The 17791-nt window shown below is 72.4% G+C and carries 13 protein-coding genes and 1 pseudogene; 5 read left to right on the forward strand and 9 right to left on the reverse strand.

Features of this window, described 5'->3' with window-relative positions; translation table 11 throughout:
• Positions 1-15 precede the first annotated feature (15 nt).
• The gene (locus ACFZBD_RS14250; RefSeq protein WP_391139630.1) at positions 16-1545 is read left to right on the forward strand and encodes a peptidoglycan DD-metalloendopeptidase family protein; all 1530 of its coding nucleotides are present in this window, start codon (positions 16-18) and stop codon (positions 1543-1545) included.
• Positions 1546-1662: 117 nt separating this feature from the next.
• On the opposite strand, the gene pcrA is transcribed toward ACFZBD_RS14250, so the two are convergent.
• Positions 1663-4110 carry a DNA helicase PcrA gene (gene pcrA / locus ACFZBD_RS14255; RefSeq protein ID WP_391139631.1) on the reverse strand — a complete coding sequence of 816 codons (2448 nt, stop codon included), beginning with the start codon at positions 4108-4110 and terminating at the stop codon, positions 1663-1665.
• Positions 4111-4384: 274 nt separating this feature from the next.
• Between pcrA and ACFZBD_RS14260 the strand changes: the two genes are divergently transcribed.
• Positions 4385-5560, forward strand: coding sequence for an NlpC/P60 family protein (locus tag ACFZBD_RS14260; protein WP_391139632.1), 1176 nt, complete (start codon positions 4385-4387; stop codon positions 5558-5560).
• Positions 5561-5647: 87 nt separating this feature from the next.
• On the opposite strand, the gene ACFZBD_RS14265 is transcribed toward ACFZBD_RS14260, so the two are convergent.
• A complete protein-coding gene (locus ACFZBD_RS14265; protein WP_391139633.1) occupies positions 5648-6001 on the reverse strand; it encodes a hypothetical protein in 354 nt (117 codons plus the stop codon).
• A gap of 345 nt (positions 6002-6346) precedes the next feature.
• Between ACFZBD_RS14265 and ACFZBD_RS14270 the strand changes: the two genes are divergently transcribed.
• Complete coding sequence (locus ACFZBD_RS14270) at positions 6347-7420, forward strand: NlpC/P60 family protein (RefSeq protein ID WP_391139634.1); 1074 nt, start codon at positions 6347-6349, stop codon at positions 7418-7420.
• 93 nt (positions 7421-7513) lie between these two features.
• Here the strand turns inward: ACFZBD_RS14270 and ACFZBD_RS14275 are convergent, their stop codons facing one another.
• Together ACFZBD_RS14275 and ACFZBD_RS14280 are read right to left on the reverse strand one after the other, a co-directional pair.
• Positions 7514-8221: a LuxR C-terminal-related transcriptional regulator gene (locus ACFZBD_RS14275; protein WP_391139635.1), complete on the reverse strand. Its 708-nt coding sequence runs from the start codon at positions 8219-8221 to the stop codon at positions 7514-7516.
• Positions 8218-9486 carry a PspC domain-containing protein gene (locus ACFZBD_RS14280; protein WP_391139636.1) on the reverse strand — a complete coding sequence of 423 codons (1269 nt, stop codon included), beginning with the start codon at positions 9484-9486 and terminating at the stop codon, positions 8218-8220. The genes ACFZBD_RS14275 and ACFZBD_RS14280 overlap by 4 nt, the downstream gene beginning before the upstream one ends.
• 179 nt (positions 9487-9665) lie before the next feature.
• On the opposite strand from ACFZBD_RS14280, the gene ACFZBD_RS14285 reads away from it, so the two are divergent.
• Positions 9666-11024: a PspC domain-containing protein gene (locus ACFZBD_RS14285; RefSeq protein ID WP_391139637.1), complete on the forward strand. Its 1359-nt coding sequence runs from the start codon at positions 9666-9668 to the stop codon at positions 11022-11024.
• A gap of 156 nt (positions 11025-11180) precedes the next feature.
• Here ACFZBD_RS14285 and ACFZBD_RS14290 read toward each other — a convergent pair whose 3' ends face one another.
• From ACFZBD_RS14290 to guaA, 4 genes are all read right to left on the reverse strand, one after another.
• Positions 11181-11741, reverse strand: a complete 561-nt coding sequence (locus tag ACFZBD_RS14290; protein ID WP_391139638.1) for a DoxX family membrane protein — start codon at positions 11739-11741, stop codon at positions 11181-11183.
• Positions 11742-11847: 106 nt separating this feature from the next.
• Positions 11848-13095 (reverse strand): hypothetical protein, encoded by a 1248-nt coding sequence (locus ACFZBD_RS14295; protein WP_391139700.1) that lies wholly within the window; start codon positions 13093-13095, stop codon positions 11848-11850.
• Between the two features lie 166 nt (positions 13096-13261).
• Positions 13262-14050: a class II aldolase/adducin family protein gene (locus ACFZBD_RS14300; protein ID WP_391139639.1), complete on the reverse strand. Its 789-nt coding sequence runs from the start codon at positions 14048-14050 to the stop codon at positions 13262-13264.
• A 186-nt stretch (positions 14051-14236) separates the two neighbouring features.
• Positions 14237-15838 (reverse strand): glutamine-hydrolyzing GMP synthase, encoded by a 1602-nt coding sequence (gene guaA / locus ACFZBD_RS14305; RefSeq protein WP_391139640.1) that lies wholly within the window; start codon positions 15836-15838, stop codon positions 14237-14239.
• A gap of 317 nt (positions 15839-16155) precedes the next feature.
• Between guaA and ACFZBD_RS14310 the strand changes: the two genes are divergently transcribed.
• Positions 16156-16464, forward strand: a complete 309-nt coding sequence (locus ACFZBD_RS14310; protein ID WP_391139701.1) for a chorismate mutase — start codon at positions 16156-16158, stop codon at positions 16462-16464.
• A gap of 1006 nt (positions 16465-17470) precedes the next feature.
• Here ACFZBD_RS14310 and ACFZBD_RS14315 read toward each other — a convergent pair.
• A pseudogene (locus tag ACFZBD_RS14315) lies at positions 17471-17791 on the reverse strand (zinc-binding dehydrogenase); the annotation flags it as partial.

Raw genomic sequence — 17791 nt, forward strand, 5'->3', positions numbered from 1 at the left:
GCGAGAGAGAAGTTGGTGAACGACCAGCACCCCCACGCCGGATACGTCGGAGACGACGCGCACAGCACCGGCAGCTTCGCCACCGACCCACTGTTCGGCGCCCTCCCGGGCGAGTACGACGCGGACCACAGCGGTCAGTACGACACCACTCAGTGGAACGGCAGCCACCAGTGGGACGCCGGTACGTACGACGCCTACGTCACGCAGCAGCCGATGACGCAGCAGCAGTACGACACCACCGGCCAGTGGGACGCCACCGCCTGGAGCGAGGCGCAGCAGACCGGTCAGTTCCACACGGCGCACCTCACCTCGTACGACACGACCGGACAGTGGACGGCCCCCGCCTTCGAGACGGGTACGTACGACGCCACCGCCTGGAACTACGCCGCCGCGCCGGAGCACGAGCAGCTCCACACCGAGCCCGTGGTCCCGCAGCAGTACACCCCGGACTACGACTTCGTCGCCGACCACGGCGTCGCCCACACCGAGCACGTACAGCACGCACCGCACGCGCAGCATGTCGAACACGGCGAGCACGCGGAGCACTTCGGGAGCGCCGAGCACTTCGAGCAGGCCGCGGACCACGGCCTGGGGCACGACGCCCCCCACGAAGGCGCGCACACCGCGCAGTTCGAGGCCGTCCTGCCCGACGGGAACCCGTACGACTACGGCTACGACGGCCCGGCGGAGCAGCACGAGCACGAGCCGGCGCGGGACGAGGCGCCCGTCGAACTCCTCACGGAGTCGGTGGCCCCCGTCTCCGCGCGCCCCGTGCGCCGTTCCTCCTCCTCCGGCGGCCGCGGCCGCCGCCGTACGCCCGCCAAGCGCTCCGCGCTGCTGACCGTCGCCGTTCCCTCCGCCTGCGTCATGGGTGTCGCCGGGATCGCCGCCGCCTCGGTCGGCAGCCTCACCGAGGCGGGCGCCGAGACCAAGGACGACGTTGCCGTCGCCGCCGCCGACCCGTCGTCGGTGAAGCCGGTCGCCGCCAACAACAAGCTGGACACGCAGCTCGCGGCGCTCAGCGCCGACGCCCGCGACTTCGGCGACCGCGCCAGCCGCACCCAGGAGCGCATCGACCTCAAGCTGCGCCAGGAAGCGGAGAAGAAGAAGCGTGAGGAGGAGGCGGCCCGCAAGGAGGCGCTGCGTCCGAAGTTCATGCTCCCGGTCAAACTGCACCAGCTCAGCGCGCAGTACGGCCAGGCCGGCGTCAACTGGATGTCCGTGCACACCGGCATCGACTTCCCCGTGCAGTACGGCACGAAGGTGATGGCCGCGACCGACGGCACCGTCCGCACCCAGTGGAACAGCGCCTACGGCAACATGGCGATCGTGACCGCCGCCGACGGCACCGAGACCTGGTACTGCCACCTCAGCAGCACCAAGATCCGTTCCGGCAAGGTCAAGGCCGGCGACGTCATCGCGTACTCCGGAAACTCCGGCAACTCCACCGGCCCCCACCTCCACTTCGAGGTGCGGCCGAACGGCGGGGCGGCCATCGACCCCGAGGCGTGGCTGCGCAGTCACGGGCTCAACCCCACCGGCTGACGCCCCGGGCCCGCACGCGCGCCACCACCCACCCACAGACGCCACACACGTCACGCACGCCACAGACGAAGGGCCCCGGCCGAAGCCGGGGCCCTTCCTCGTCCGTACCGTCCGCGGTCAGAGCTTCTCGACCGGGGCGTACCGCAGCAGCAGCCGCTTCGGCTTCTCGTCACCGAAGTCGATCGTCGCCTGTGCGTCGCCGCCCGCGCCCGTCACCTGCATGACCGTGCCCAGGCCGAACTGGTCGTGCGTGACCCGGTCGCCGACCTGGAGCGTGATCACCGGCTTCTCGCCCGCCCGGCGCGTGGCGAAGCCCGACGGGCCCGAACGCGAACGCGAGGAGGACAGCTGGGAGGTGATCCCGGAGGTCGGCCCGGCGGGCTTGACCATCGGGCCCGTCCGCTTCCACTCCAGATACGTCGGCGGGATCTCCTCCAGGAAACGCGAGGCCGGGTTGTACGAGGGCTGGCCCCAGGCGCTGCGCATCGAGGAGCGGGTCAGATAGAGCCGCTCGCGGGCGCGCGTGATGCCCACGTACGCCAGGCGCCGCTCCTCCTCCAGCTCCTTGGCCTGGCCGAGGGCGCGCATGTGCGGGAAGACACCGTCCTCCATGCCGGTCAGGAAGACCACCGGGAATTCGAGGCCCTTGGCGGTGTGCAGCGTCATCAGCGTGATGACTCCGGACCCCTCCTCGTCCTCGTCGGGGATCTGGTCGGAGTCGGCGACGAGGGCGACCTTCTCCAGGAACTCGGCGAGGGTGGCGGGCTCTTCGCCGCGCTCCTGCTCGAACTCCAGGGCCACGGCGGCGAGTTCCTGGAGGTTCTCGATCCGGGTCTCGTCCTGCGGGTCCGTGGAGGCCTGCAGCTCGGCGAGATAGCCGGTCCGCTCCAGGACGGCCTCGAGCACGACGGCGGGGCCCGCCCCCGAGTCGACGACGGTGCGGAGCTCCTCCATGAGGGCGTTGAAGCGCTTGACGGCGTTGGCCGAGCGGGCCGCCATGCCGTACGCCTCGTCGACCCGCTTCAGCGCCTGCGGGAAGGTGATCTTCTCGCGTAGGGAGAGGGCGTCGATCATCGCCTCGGCGCGCTCGCCGATGCCCCGCTTGGGGACGTTGAGAATGCGGCGCAGCGGGACGTTGTCCTCGGGGTTGGCGAGAACGCGGAGGTAGGCGAGGACGTCGCGGACCTCCTTGCGCTCGTAGAACCGCACGCCGCCGACGACCTTGTACGGCAGGCCGACGCGGATGAAGATCTCTTCGAAGACACGGGACTGGGCGTTCGTGCGGTAGAAGACCGCGACGTCGCCGGCCTTCGCGTCGCCCGCGTCCGTGAGCCGGTCGATCTCGTCGGCGACGAACTGGGCCTCGTCGTGCTCGGTGTCGGCGACATAGCCGGTGATCTGCGCGCCCGCGCCCGCGTTCGTCCAGAGGTTCTTGGGGCGGCGGGACTCGTTGCGCTCGATGACCGCGTTGGCGGCGGAGAGGATCGTCTGCGTCGAGCGGTAGTTCTGCTCGAGCAGGATCGTCGTCGCGTTCGGATAGTCCTCCTCGAACTGGAGGATGTTGCGGATGGTCGCGCCGCGGAAGGCGTAGATCGACTGGTCCGCGTCGCCGACGACGCACAGCTCGGCGGGCTCCAGGTCTTCGTAACCGGTGCCGACCAGCTCGCGTACGAGGGTGTACTGCGCGTGGTTGGTGTCCTGGTACTCGTCGACGAGGACGTGGCGGAAGCGGCGGCGGTAGTGCTCGGCGACGTCCGGGAACGCCTGGAGCAGATGGACCGTCGTCATGATGATGTCGTCGAAGTCCAGGGCGTTGGCCTCGCGCAGCCGCGCCTGGTACATCCGGTACGCCTCGGCGAGCGTCTTCTCAAAACCGTCGGCTGCCTGGTCGGCGAAGCTCTCCTCGTCGATCAGCTCGTTCTTGAGGTTCGAGACCTTGGCGCTGAAGGACTTCGGCGGGAACTTCTTCGGGTCGAGGTCCAGATCGCGGCAGACCAGCGCCATCAGGCGCTTGGAGTCGGCGGCGTCGTAGATCGAGAACGAGGACGTGAAGCCGAGCTTCTTCGACTCGCGGCGCAGGATGCGGACGCACGCGCTGTGGAAGGTCATCACCCACATGGCGTTGGCGCGCGGGCCGACGAGCTGCTCGACGCGCTCCTTCATCTCGCCGGCGGCCTTGTTGGTGAAGGTGATCGCCAGTATCTGGCCGGGGTGGACGTGGCGCGTGCCCAGGAGGTGGGCGATGCGGTGCGTGAGCACGCGGGTCTTGCCGGAGCCGGCCCCGGCGACGATGAGCAGCGGGGTGTCGGTGTGGACGACGGCGGCGCGCTGCTGTTCGTTCAGCCCGTCCAGGAGCGCGGCGGCGTCCACGACGGGGCGCGGGGCTCCGTCGCGGTAGTACGCGTCCCGGGGCGCGGGCGCGTCGAACCTGCCCTCGAAGAGGTCGTGCGGGACCTCCTCCGCGGCCGGGGCGCCGTGCTCGTGGTCCTCGGGCGGGGGCGGGGGCTCCTCGGAGGAGTGGTTCCGGAGGCCCGTCAGGAAGCTGTCGTCAAAGAGGCTGCTCATCGCCTAACGAGTCTAGGCCGCCCCACCGACAACCCGGGCCCTCCTCCCGAAGTGACCATATTCTTACGGAGGGTGACAGTCCGCTTCAGGTCACGAAAATGTATCGGGCATATCGAACATCGGGCTTCCCAGCCGCCCCGGCCGTTGGCTAGCGTGCTCGCCCAAGCAGCCCGTCCCCTCCGAACGGCGAATCACGCCGAGCGGGCGGCCCACGCCGTACCCGGCCCTGCCACCAGGCAGTCGTGCCCTGACGCGTCGGCGTCCACGGAAGGAGATGCCGGTCTTGGCGTCCCATCGCAAGCCGCGCAGCACACGCCCGCACTCCCCCGCCGTCGGGGTCACGACGGCCGCGATCGCGTCGGTCACGCTGCTGTCCACGCAGAGCGCCGGGGCGGCGCCCACCCCGTCGAAGCCCACGGTGGAGGAGATCCAGAAGAAGGTCGACGACCTCTACCGCCAGGCCGGCACGGCGACGCAGGAGTACAACCGCGCCAAGGAGTCCACCGACCGGCAGCGGAACAAGGTCGACGGGATCCTCGACGACATGGCCCGCCGGACCGAGTCGATCAACGAGTCGCGGCGCGCCCTCGGCTCGTACGCGGCGGCGCAGTACCGCGCCGGGGCGGTCGGGCCGACGGCGGCGCTGATCTTCGCGGACAGCCCCCAGTCGTACTTCGACCAGACCCACCTGATGGACCGGCTCTCCGAGCGGCAGCGCGGCGCGGTGGCGGACTACGAGGGCAAGCGGGCCGCGGCGGCGAAACAGCGCACGGAGGCGACGAAGAGCCTGGAGAGCCTCACCGACTCGCAGGACGCGCTGCGCATCAGCAAGCAGACGGTGCAGCGGAAGCTGGCCGAGGCGCGGACGCTCCTGGCGCGGCTGACCGCCGAGGAGAAGGCCCGGCTCGCGGAGCTGGAGCGCAAGCGGGAGGCCGAGGCCCGGCGCAAGGCGCAGGAACGGGCCGAGGCGGAGAAGGCGAAGGCGAAGGCCGAGGCCGAGCGGCGCCGGCAGGAGGAGGCGGCCCGCGAGCAGCGGCCCGAGTCCCCGGCCACCCCGCCGCCCGGCGGCGACACGGGCTCCGGCTCGGGCTCGGGGTACGCCTCCAAGGCGGCGAAGGCGCTGTCGTTCGCCCGCGACCAGATCGGCAAGCCGTACGTCTGGGGGGCGACGGGTCCGAGCTCGTACGACTGCTCCGGGCTCACCCAGGGCGCGTGGAAGGCGGCGGGCGTCGACCTGCCGCGCACCACCTGGGACCAGGTGAAGGTGGGCTCCCGGATCGCGACGGACGATCTGCTCCCCGGTGACCTCGTCTTCTTCTACGACGACATCAGCCACGTGGGTCTCTACATCGGCGGCGGCAAGATGATCCACGCCCCGAAGCCGGGCGCCAACGTCCGCGAGGAGTCGATCTACTACATGCCGATCTACGGGAGCGTCCGCCCGGCCTGACGGGGGCGTCCGCCCGGCCTCGGGGGCGGTGCCTGGGGTCCGGGGCGGTCGGCGTGGCGGCCGGTCGCCCCGGCCCCCGCGGCCGGCTCAGGTCCAGAGCGTGGCGATGAAGATGTTCGCGATGGTCAGGCCGCCGACGGCGGCGAAGAGGCCCTTGTCGACCTTCTCGTCGTCGCGCTTCACGTAGACCAGGGCGAGGATCACCACGAGGACGGCCAGCTTGATGCCGATCTTCACGTTGTTGACGGTCTGGTCGTCCGCCTGGTTGAGGCCGACCAGCGCGATGCCCGTGACCAGCATGGTCAGCGCGCCGTGCAGCATCGCGGGGCTGAAGCGGGCCGTACCCGCGCCCATCGCCTTCATCTGGGTGAGGAACCCGCCGAGCAGCGAGGCGATTCCGATGATGTGCAGGGCGACGAAGACATTGATGAGTACGTCCATGGGGCGGAGCCTAACCGGGCCATACCACCCCCCTCCGGCCGGGGCCGCCTTCTTCCGCACATCGGTCGGGCCCGCGCCGGAAAGCGGCTCCCTCCCGCCGTCGGAGCCGGGCGCGAACGGTCCTGGAGCGCCAACTGCCGTCAATAGCGGTCAACTCCCCGCCGCCCCGTGACGCCCAGGTTTAGCGTCCTCCCCCAGGTGGCCGGCTTCCCACCACCGCTGGACATCCGGCGGCAGCCGGCCGCCCCCGCCGAGAAACCCGGCGGCGGCCCGTCCCCCCTGTGCGGACCGTCGCCGGTCCCGGCGGGCAGCGACCCCCGCAGGGAGAGGATGTGACCCGCCCTCGTGGCAGCCCACCGGAAGCCCAGGCAGTTCCCCTTCGGCGGTCAGGCGGTACGGACCGCCGCCACGCTCGCCCTCGCCTCGGCGGCGACCGCGACCGTGTTCGAGGGGGCCGGGCACGCCGAACCTCGGCCCACGCCCGCCCAGGTGAAGGCGAAGGTGGACCGGCTGTACCAAGAGGCCGAGGTGGCCACCGAGAGGTACAACGGCGCGAAGGAGAAGGCGACCGAGGCCCGGCACGCGCTGAACCGGCTGCGCGACGAGGCGGCCCGCCGGACCGACCGGCTCAACACCCTCCGGGGCGGCCTCGGTTCCTTCGCCACCGCCCAGTACCGTTCCGGCGGGCTCGACCCCGCCGTGCAGCTGGCCCTCACCTCCGACCCCGACGAGTACCTGGCGCGCGCGGCGCTCGCCGAGAAGGAGGGCGAGCGGCGGGCCGCCGCCCTCTCCTCCGTACGCCGCGAACAGGCCGGCATCGGACAGCTGCACGCCGAGTCCGGGCGGCGGCTGACCGAACTGCAGGGACACGAGGCCGACCTGCGGCGGCAGAAGGCGGCGGTACGGGGCAAGCTCGACGAGGCCCGCGCGCTGCTCGCCCGGCTGACCGCCGAGGAACGGGCGCGGTACGAAGCCGCCTCGACCGGCCGGGACGGCACCGGCCCCACCACCACCGCCGGGACCCGCGCCGACCGGGACTCCCTGCCGCGCGGCCCGGTGACCGCCCCCACCACCCGCGCCGCCCAGGCCGTCGCCTTCGCCCGGAACCAGCTCGGCAAGCCGTACGTCTGGGGCGCGACCGGCCCGAACGCCTTCGACTGCTCCGGCCTCACCCAGGCCTCCTGGCGGGCCGCGGGCGTCGCACTTCCCCGCACCACCTACACGCAGATCAACGCCGGGCAGCGTGTCTCACGCGGCGAGCTGGCCCCCGGCGACCTGGTCTTCTTCTACTCCGGCATCAGCCACGTCGGCCTCTACATCGGCGGCGGCCAGATGATCCACGCTCCCCGCCCCGGCGCCCCCGTCCGCGTCGCACCGATCGACGAGATGCCGTTCGCCGGCGCGACCCGGGTGGGGTGACCCCGACCCGGAGGCCCCACCGGACGGCCCGGCGACGAGCCGAGCCGTCCGGGGCCGGTCCGGCCAGGCGACGAGCCGGGCCTCCAGGGCCGGTCAGACGAGGCGGCGGGCCGTCGCCCAGCGGGTCAGCTCGTGCCGGTTGGAGAGCTGCAGCTTGCGCAGCACCGCCGAGACATGGGACTCCACCGTCTTCACCGAGATGTACAGCTGCTTGGCGATCTCCTTGTACGCGTAACCCCGGGCGATCAGCCGCAGCACCTCACGCTCCCGCTGGGTGAGGCGGTCCAGGTCCTCGTCCACCGGCGGGGCGTCCGTGGAGGCGAAGGCATCCAGGACGAAGCCGGCCAGGCGAGGCGAGAACACCGCGTCGCCTTCCTGGACCCGGAAGATCGAATCGATCAGGTCGGTGCCGGTGATGGTCTTGGTGACATAGCCCCGGGCGCCGCCCCGGATCACGCCGATCACGTCCTCCGCCGCGTCGGACACCGACAGCGCCAGGAAGCGGACCGGGTTCTCCGTCGCCCCCATCAGGCTGGCGCAGCGGCGCAGCACCTCGACCCCGCCGCCGCCGGGCAGATGCACGTCGAGCAGCACCACCTCGGGGCGGGTGGTCGTGATCACCGTGACGGCCTGGTCGACATCGGCGGCCTCGCCGACCACCTCAACGCCGGTGACGTCCGTCCGGCCGATCTCGGCCTGCACCCCCGTGCGGAACATCCGGTGGTCGTCCACGAGGACGACCCGCACCCGGCGCTCCGTGGTCTCCGGCTCCGTCGTCCCGGTCCCGGTCTCGTCGCTCATGCGTCCGCCCTCTCCATCTCAAGCTCCACTTCGGTGCCCCCGCCCGGAACGGACCGCAGCCGGGCCGACCCGCCGTTGCGCTGCATCCGGCCGATGATCGATTCTCTGACACCCATCCGGTCGCCGGGGACGGAGTCCAGGTCGAAGCCCGGCCCCCGGTCGCGGACGGAGACGAAGACCGTGCGCCCCTCGACCTCGGCGTAGACCTGCACCGCCCCTCCCCCGCCACCGTACTTGGCGGCGTTGACCATCGCCTCGCGTGCGGCCTGCATCTGTGCGGACAGTTTCTCGTCGAGGGGACAGTCGCCGACGACCACCACCTCCAGCGGGACGCCGTGCTTGTCCTCGACCTCGGCGGCCGCCTTCTTCACCGCCTCGGCGAGGGTGTCGGGTTCCTCGTCCTCGTCCTTGCCCGTGCCCTCCGGCTTGTACAGCCAGTTCCGCAGCTCCCGCTCCTGCGCGCGGGCGAGGCGGCGCACCTCGCCCGGGTCCTCGGCGTTGCGCTGGATCAGGGTGAGGGTGTGCAGCACCGAGTCGTGGACATGGGCCGCGACCTCGGCGCGCTCCTGCGCGCGGATGCGCATGGTGCGCTCCTCGTTGAGGTCCTGGGACATCCGCACCAGCCACGGACCGGCGAGGAGGGCGATGCCGGTGAGCACCGCTATCGCGGCCGTGAACGCCGTGCCGAGCTGGGCCGCCGAGCCCCGCACCACCATGAACGCGGTCAGGCCGAGCCCTACGAGCGCGACCCCCGCGAAGCCGCGGGCGAGCTGAAGGGTCCGCCGGCGGCGGCCGGGCTCGGTCCAGCTGGCCCGGCGGGCGTTGTCCCCCTGCCGCCAGACGAGGACGACTCCGACGCCGATCAGCAGCGTCGGCCAGACGTACCGGTCGGCCCGGTTGCCGAAGTCGATGTTGCCGACGAAGACGGCGGCGCCGATCGCCAGCGCGATCAGTGCGAAGACCTGCCCGCGGTCCGGCTTGCGCAGCCGCCGCCGGCCGTCCTCGGTCGTCTCGAACAGCGGCCGGGGCGTGGCGCGGCCGCCGACGCCCAGCGGCACGATGATCCAGAAGACGGCGTACAGCAGAGCCCCGAGCCCGTCGGCGAGGAGCAGCGCCACGAACACGGCACGGACCCAGACGACGGGCAGTCCGAGGTGTCCCGCGAGGCCGCGGGCGACACCGCCGAGCCACCGCCCGTCGGCGCTCCGATAGAGCTTGCGCACGGGCGGTTCGTCGGTGTCTGCGACGCGGGCGGCTGCTGGCATGCGTCGATCGTCACACGCGGGCACGGGCCGGTACATCAGGGGCGGCCCTGAGAATCCCCCTAGGTCGGGTGGGGTGGCTCCCCTCGGCCTTTCTCGGGGTGCGGGGGCGGGCGAATATCAGGGTCGGGCCAGGGTCGTGCCCGGTGCCGCCGAGGGTCACCGGCCGTCACCATGGAGGCATGACGAGTTCGACGCCTTCCTCGCACGAGGCCCCGCCGCCGGCGGTGGCCTCCACCGCCGCGCCGCTGCGCCGCTCGGCGGGGCACAAGGTCGTGGGCGGTGTGTGCGCCGGCCTCGGGCGGCACTTCGACATGGATCCGGTGATCTTCCGGATCACGGTCGGTGTGCTGTCGGTGACCGGCGGCATCGGGTTGATCTTCTACGGCTTCGCGTGGCTGCTGATCCCGGTCGCGGGCGAGGAGGAGAGCGAGGGCCGCAAGCTGCTCTCCGGCCGGGTCGAGGGCGCCTCCCTCTCCGCGGTCCTGATGGCCATGGTCGGCTGCGGGATCTTTCTGTCGATGCTGCGCAACGGCGGGACGATCGCGTTCGCGATGCTGCTGTCCATAGCGGTGAGCGGTGCGGCGGTCTGGTCGCGGCGGCGGAGGGAGGTGTTCGCCCGCGGCGACGCCGAGAGCCGGCTGGTCGCCGCGACGGCCGCCGCGGTCGCCGAGGCGCCGCCGGAGACGAAGGCGCCGCCGCTGGTGGAGTTCCCGTCGTGGTGGAAGGACCCCATCGTCAAGGACGGCTCGACCGGCCTCATAGCGATCGGGTACCTCTGGGGCCCGCACGGCGCGGACGCGGACGGTCTGGTGAACGGCGAGCGCCCGGTGATCGGCAGTCAGTGGGGCGCGTGGGTGCCGGAGCCCGACCGGCCGAAGGCCGCCGCGCCGTCCGCGGTCCGGCGCGGGCCCCGCTCCATCGGCGGTCTGGTCTTCCTCCTCGCCCTGCTGGCGGGCGGGCTGGGGACGGGGCTGTCGTGGGAGACCCATCCGGTGGGCACGAGCGTGCAGATCGGGCTGGTGGCCGCCCTGGGAGTGCTCGGTCTCGGCCTGGTGCTCAGCAGCTTCCTCGGCAGGACCGGCTTCGGCACGATCTTCCTGACGGTGGTGACGGCGGGCCTGCTCGCGGTGGCGGCGGCGCTGCCGAAGGAGATCTCCACGGACTGGGTGCGGACCACGTGGAGACCGGCGTCGGTCGCGGCGGTGGAGCCGCGCTACGAGCTGGGTTCGGGGGTCGGCACGCTCGACCTGTCGCGGCTGGCGGTCCCCGCCGGCACGACGGTCGGGACCACGGTGGAGGTCGGGGCGGGAAAGGCGGAGGTGCTCGTGCCCAGGAACGTGACGGTGAAGCTGCGGGCCCAGGTCGGTCTCGGTGATGTGCGGCTGCCCCAGCAGCACCCCGGGGACATCGACATCGCGCCGGACCGCGACGAGAGCCGTACGCTCGCCCCGCCGGCGGGCACGGCCCCCGGCGGAACGCTCGACCTCTCGCTGGAGGTCGGTCTCGGACAGGTGGAGGTCACCCGTGCTGCTTCATGAGTTCCGACCGGGCCGGCTCGTCGCCGGGGCGACGGCGCTCGCCCTCGCGGTCCTCTACGCCGGCGACGCCGCCGACGCCTGGGTGACGCCCTGGTACGGCGTGATCCCGGTGTTGTGGGGCGGCCTGGTCGTGGCCGCCCTGGTGACCTGGGTCGCCTACCGCATACGCCGTCGCTCGGCGAGGAGCGCGTCGAGCGAGAACAGGGAGGCTCCGGCGAGCACGAGCGGCAGCCAAGACATCAGATAGGCGAGGTCGTTGCCGTAGTAGTACGGCTGGGTCTGCCAGCTGACGGTCAGCCACAGGCTCAGCGAGATCAGCGCCCCGCCGAGGGCGGCGAGCCGGGCGAAGAGCCCCACGAGGGTTCCGATGCCGACCGCCAGCTCGCCCAGGGCGATGGCGTAGCCGAAGCCGACGGGGTTCTTGAGCGACAGGTCGACGAGGGCGGGGATGGCGGAGCTGTCCCGTACGCCGCGCATCATCTCGCCGATCGAGCCGGTGCCGGTGTCGGCCATGAAGGTGGAGTCGGTGAGCTTGTCGAGGCCGGCGTAGATGAAGGTGACGCCGAGGAAGAGGCGCAGGGGCAGCAGCGCGTACCGGGAGGCGGTCTCCTTCCAGCCGGTCGTCCCGCCGGTTCCCCGGCGGCCGGCCCGGCCGTCGTCGGCGTCCCCGTGGCCACCGGGGCCGTACGCCCTGTTCGTCCGCCGCGTTCCTGTCATCGTCGGCCTGCCTCTCCGCGCCGTGTCCGCGGAACCGATTGTCCTCGGACGTCCCGCATCTGGATACGCGGGAGACACGGCGGTGGTTCAGAGGGGTCCGGTCGGCTCAGTCGACGACGTCGATCGTGACCCGGTTGGACTCGGCGCCGGAGGCGGTCACCACCCACACCTCGACCCGTCCGGGCTCGACGTCCACCGGGAGGGGCACGGTGAGGGCGGCGTCGGTCGGGTTGGCGAAACCGCCGGGGACCGGGACCAGCGGGACGTGGGCGTGGACGGCTCCGATCCGCACGACCAGCCGGGTGAGGGGGTCGGGGCCGTGGGCGCCGGGCGGGACGAAGCCGACGCCGCGGATCTCGATGTCGTCGCCGGTGCGGATCGGGGCGTCCAGGTCGCCCGCCTCGCGGGACCGGACGACGGAGAGGATCGCGGGCCGCCCGCCGTCGAGGCACTTCGCGCCGAGGTGGACGGCCGCGGAGACGGCGACGAGGAGGGTCAGCGACCAGGGCGGGCCGGGCAGCCGGTCGGGCTCGTCCGCCAAGCGCACCGCGCACAGGAGGAGGACGGCACCGGAGACGAGTACGTACTGGAGGTCGGTGAGGCAGGCGCGGCCGTCGTCGTCGGCGACGATGTCGACGGCGCGGGGCCGGTCGGCGCGGACCTTCTGCAGCCGCAGGCCCAGGACGCGCCCCCACACGATCCGGCGGGCGGCGAGGGCGACTGTGGAGGTCAGGGCGAGGACGGTCAGCAGGCCGGCGGCGCCGGCGGTCCCGAGTCCGACCCGGTCGGCGCCGGTGACCAGGCGGAACGCGAGGAAGAGCAGGGCGTAGAGGGTGAAGAGGAGCCAGCCGGCCGCGACGGTTCGGGAGGTGGAGAGGCGGTTGTCCTCGCCGATGAGCGGCGCGAGGACCCCGCCGTGGGCGCGGTGGGCGTGCGCGGCGACGGTAAGCAGGGCGGCGAGGACGAGCGCGGCGCCCAGGGCCGCCGTGCGCGGACCGGTCCATCCGGTGCCGAGCGCGGTGAGCGCCTGCCCGAGGAGCAGGGCGAGGACGGCGCCCCACACCACGCCGAGGGTGGCCCGCCGTACGCGCCGCAGCCAGGCCTCGCTCGCGGCGCGGGCACGCGCGGCGACGGCGCGGGCGGACTGGCCGAGCTCGTCGGAGACCCACTGCCGTGAGGCCACCGGCGAGTGGGCGACGGCGGCCGGCACGCCGTGGCCGGCGGCGAGTTCGTCGCGCAGGGCGAGGAAGGCGGCGACGGCGCGCCGGTGCCCCGTTCGCGCGCCGCCCGCGCACCCGTCGGGATCACCGCACAGCGATGGCTCCTGGCACCGTCTCGCCTCTTGCACCGCCACGGAGCTCACTTCCCGATCGGTCAACTCGCCGTCCATTCCTCGGAATTGTGTCGCACTTGGCGGCGCTCCGCGTGCTTCGAGCGCCCCGCACGGGAGTGATTGAACCGTCATCACATTGACGTACGGGCACGTTTCCCGACGTTCCGCCAAGCGCTCCGAGGAGGTGCTATGACAGGAGTTCGGGTTCCGATCGGCTGATCCCGCGCCACAGCGGCTGGTAGTTGATCCACGCGGCGAGATCGGTTCCGAGCTGCTCGCGGGTGGCCAGCGCCTCGCGGTGGGCGATGGGGACGGGTTTGCCGGCGGCTCGCGCGGCCAGCTGGACCTGGGCGCAGCGCTCCATCGCGATGAACCACCAGGCGGCGGCGTCGACCGTGGCGCCGACGGTCAGCAGGCCGTGGTTACGGAGCACGATCGCCTTGAACGGGCCGAGGGCGGAGGCGATGCGGCGCCCCTCCTCCGGGTCCACGGCGACTCCCGTATAGGCGTCGTAGAGGGCGTGGTCCTGGTAGAAGCCGCAGGCCTCTTGGGTAATCGGTTCGATCAGCTCGCCCAGGGCGGCGAGGGCCCGTCCGTGGAGGGAGTGGGTGTGGGCGACGGCGACGGCCTCGGGCCGGGCGCGGTGGACCTCGGCGTGGACGGCGAAGGCGGCCTGGTTGACGTGGTGGTGGCCCCGGACGACCTGCCCGTCGCCGTTGACGAGGATCAGTTCGCTCGCGGTGATCTCGGCGAAGGGCATCCCGAACGGATTGACCCAGTAGCAGTCGGGGTACTCCGGGTCCCGCGCGGTGACATGGCCGGAGACGCCCTCCTCGTACCCCAGCCGGCCGAAGAGCCGGAGCGCGCCCGCGAGTCGCTGCCTGCGGTGGGCGCGCTCCTCGGCCGGCGTGGCGTGGACGGGCGGCATGGCGAAGTGGAGCTGCTCGACAGGCACGGGGGCGGGTATCTCGCTCATGCGCCGGAAGGTAACGCCGGCCCCGTCAACTCACCAGAGTCCGTACACGACGAAGCCGCCACCCCTCGGGAACGGGGGCGGCGGCTTCACCGTCGTAAGAACTGCACCGGCGTACAGGCCTCACGGCTGTACGGACGTCACCGGCGGACGGACGTCACCGGCGGACGGGAGTGGTCCCGGCGGGGACTACTCCCACTCGATGGTGCCCGGCGGCTTGCTGGTGACGTCGAGCACGACGCGGTTCACGTCGGCGACCTCGTTGGTGATGCGGGTGGAGATCTTGGCCAGGACGTCGTACGGCATGCGCGTCCAGTCGGCCGTCATCGCGTCCTCGGACGAGACGGGGCGCAGGACGATCGGGTGGCCGTAGGTGCGGCCGTCGCCCTGCACGCCCACGGAGCGCACATCGGCGAGCAGGACCACCGGGCACTGCCAGATGTCGCGGTCGAGACCGGCGGCCGTCAGCTCCTCGCGGGCGATGGCGTCGGCCTCGCGGAGCAGGTCGAGCCGCTCCTTGGTGACCTCGCCGACGATCCGGATGCCCAGGCCGGGGCCGGGGAAGGGCTGGCGCTGGACGATCTCCTCGGGCAGGCCGAGCTCCTGGCCGACCATGCGGACCTCGTCCTTGAAGAGCTGGCGCAGCGGCTCGACGAGCTCGAACTCCAGGTCCTCGGGGAGGCCGCCCACGTTGTGGTGCGACTTGATGTTCGCGGTGCCGGTGCCACCGCCGGACTCGACGATGTCGGGGTAGAGCGTGCCCTGGACGAGGAAGGCGACGTCCTCGCCGGCGCCGGCCGACTCGGCGACGATCTCCGCCTGCGCCTGCTCGAAGACGCGGATGAACTCCCGGCCGATGATCTTCCGCTTCTCCTCGGGGTCGGAGACCCCGGCGAGCGCGGCGAGGAAGCGCTCCTGCGCGTCGACGACCTTCAGCTGCACACCGGTGGCGGCGACGAAGTCCTTCTCGACCTGCTCGGTCTCGTCCTTGCGCATCAGGCCATGGTCGACGTACACGCAGGTCAGCTGCGAGCCGATGGCCTTCTGGACGAGCGCGGCGGCGACGGCGGAGTCGACACCGCCGGACAGGCCGCAGATGGCGCGCTTGGTGCCGACCTGCTCGCGGATGGCCGCGACCTGCTCGTCGATGACGTTGCCGGTGGTCCAGGTCGGCTCGATGCCGGCGCCCCGGTAGAGGAAGTGCTCCAGGATCTGCTGGCCGTGCGTGGTGTGCAGCACCTCGGGGTGGTACTGGACGCCGTACAGCTTCTTCTCGTCGTTCTCGAAGGCGGCGACCGGCACGACGTCCGTGGACGCGGTGACGGCGAAGCCCTCGGGGGCGGCGGAGCATGCGTCGCCGTGCGACATCCACACCGACTGCTCGGTGGGGGTGCCCTCGAAGAGCGTCGAGCCCGCCCTGGAGACGTGCAGGGGGGTACGGCCGTACTCGCGGGCGCCGGTGTTGTCGACGGTGCCGCCGAGGGTGGTCGCCATGAGCTGGAAGCCGTAGCACATGCCGAAGACGGGGACGCCGGCCTCGAAGAGCGCGCGGTCGAGGCGCGGGGCGTTCTCCGCGTAGACGGAGGAGGGGCCGCCGGAGAGGATGATCGCCTTGGGGTTCTTGGCCAGCATCTCGGCCACCGGCATGGTGGACGGGACGATCTCGCTGTAGACCCTGGCCTCTCGGACGCGGCGGGCGATGAGCTGGGCGTACTGGGCGCCGAAGTCGACAACGAGGACTACGTCCGGGTTGGAGACGTCGGGCGCGGCAGCGGGAGTCGCTGAGGACACTACGGCGGCCTTCCGGCGGTAGGGCGGGGGTTCTCTGTCGATTCTACCGGCGTGCCGGACTTGCCTTTCGTCTCACCATCCGAACCCGGGTTGGCCCGCCGCCCGCGGCTCGGTCCATACTGTCCGCATGCGCAAGCTCACGATCTTCGTCTTTACCTATGGCACCGGCCCGTCCGGCTGCCATGGTCGTGCTGCTTGAGCAACTGACAAGCGACTTCCCAGGCGCCCCGGGCCGACAAGGCCCGGGGCGTTCTGTCGTTTCCGGGCCCTGCCGCCCGGGGGCACCCGACACCCCGAGGAGCCCCACCATGACCACGATGACCCCCTCGACCACGACCGCCCCCGCGACCCCCACCGAGAAGACCGGCGCCCGCACCGACGAGGCGGCGGCGCTCATCGGCGACGCCCGGGAGCGGATCGACGCGCTCGACGACCGGATCATCGGTCTGATCCAGGAACGGATGGCCGTCTCCGCCGTGATCCAGGAGGCGCGCATCGGCTCGGGCGGCCGCCGGGTGAACCTGGCGCGCGAGATGGAGGTGCTGGGCCACTACCGGGACGCGCTGGGCAAGCCGGGCACGGCGCTCGCGATGACCGTGCTGGAGCTGTGCCGGGGCCGGGTCTGACCCGCGGGGACGGGGTGACGGACCTGAGTTCGGGCCCGCTCTCACCCGTACGGCGCGTGACCGGCTCCCGCCGGCCTTCGTTGGTCCCGGTGTCCGTGTCAGCCAGGGGCGGGCCCGAGAAAACCACGCGTGGCTTCGCTGGAGCGTGTGGCGTACCGCTGGTGCGCCGTGGGACCTCGCTCCAGCGCGCGTGACCGGACCGCAGGGGACAGCAGCCCGGTCACCCAAAAGGGCGGTCGGCCCCGGGGACGCCCGGGGCCGACCGCAACCGGCCCGGCGGATGCCCCCTCCGCATCCGCCCCGCACGATGCGAGACGACACCCCACACCCCACGTCCCCCTCCGAGTCCCTCCCACCGCGGCGCACCCCCCGGCGCCGCTCCCCTCGGCACCGCCGCTGCCCTGACACCGGTGCCGACCCCAAGGGCCCCACGGCGCGACCGGAATCGCGCGGTGGGGCCCTTGCCCTGCGCCGGGGCCCGTGAGGCCGCCGCCGGACGCCGTACGCCCCCATCCGTACGCCCACCACACCCGGCGAGCACATGTGACGCGCGTCACACGGAAGAATGCATGACCCGCTACAACCAAACCCGCCGGTGACAGGTCATGTATGCGGCACCACCCAAAAGCTGGAGAGGCGCTGCACTCGGAGGGGGGTGCAGCGCCTCTTCCATGTCCGGTCGGGGGGCGGCCCCGCGCCCGGCCGGCCCCCCCCGCCCCGGCCGGCGCCCCCGCCCGGGCCGCCCACGTGCGGGCGGCGGGGCGGGGGCATCAGACGTGCGGACCGCCCGCGCCGCCGTACACGGTTCCGTGCCCACGCCACCACCTGCCGTGCGGCGAGGCGCCCGCGACGCCGGTCCGCCGGTGCGGGTCGGCGTCCCCGCGACACCAGGCCTGTTCCCCGTCGACTGCACCGGGCCGGTGACGTCCCCCGGCTGTGATGTGCGGGTGGCATCGGGTATCGGCCGGTTTCACGGCGACGGCACCGGAAACCGTTCCCTCGTGGGTCAGGGGCGCAGGACGAGCCGGATGGGGTTGCCCGCCTTCGTGTTCAGCATCTCGACGGCCTCGGCCGCTCGCGCGAGTGGCAGGACCTCGCTGATGGAACCGGCGAAGTCCAGCCGCCCCGACTGGACCAGACGCAGCAACTGCGGCAGCGCGACAGGCATGTCGGAGCCGTAGTGGCCCAGGATCCGCTGCTGGAGGTAGCTGAAGCGGGTGCCGTCGGCGACCGCGAGGGGCTGGTCGGTGAGCCCGACCAGGACCAGCCGGCCCTTGGGGGCGAGGACACCGAGTGCCTGCTCCCGCACCGCGGGCACACCCGCGAA

Source organism: Streptomyces sp. NPDC008121, assembly GCF_042957155.1.
Taxonomy (GTDB): Bacteria; Actinomycetota; Actinomycetes; order Streptomycetales; family Streptomycetaceae; genus Streptomyces.

Bases quoted from the DNA above. Each gene is read 5' to 3' on its own strand.
- ACFZBD_RS14265 (WP_391139633.1), bottom strand. From the start codon at position 6,001: ATGGACGTACTCATCAATGTCTTCGTCGCCCTGCACATCATCGGAATC.
- ACFZBD_RS14285 (WP_391139637.1), top strand. From the start codon at position 9,666: ATGACGAGTTCGACGCCTTCCTCGCACGAGGCCCCGCCGCCGGCGGTG.
- ACFZBD_RS14290 (WP_391139638.1), bottom strand. From the start codon at position 11,741: ATGACAGGAACGCGGCGGACGAACAGGGCGTACGGCCCCGGTGGCCAC.
- pcrA (WP_391139631.1), bottom strand. From the start codon at position 4,110: ATGAGCAGCCTCTTTGACGACAGCTTCCTGACGGGCCTCCGGAACCAC.
- ACFZBD_RS14275 (WP_391139635.1), bottom strand. From the start codon at position 8,221: ATGAGCGACGAGACCGGGACCGGGACGACGGAGCCGGAGACCACGGAG.
- ACFZBD_RS14280 (WP_391139636.1), bottom strand. From the start codon at position 9,486: ATGCCAGCAGCCGCCCGCGTCGCAGACACCGACGAACCGCCCGTGCGC.
- ACFZBD_RS14300 (WP_391139639.1), bottom strand. From the start codon at position 14,050: ATGAGCGAGATACCCGCCCCCGTGCCTGTCGAGCAGCTCCACTTCGCC.
- ACFZBD_RS14260 (WP_391139632.1), top strand. From the start codon at position 4,385: ATGCCGGTCTTGGCGTCCCATCGCAAGCCGCGCAGCACACGCCCGCAC.
- ACFZBD_RS14310 (WP_391139701.1), top strand. From the start codon at position 16,156: ATGACCCCCTCGACCACGACCGCCCCCGCGACCCCCACCGAGAAGACC.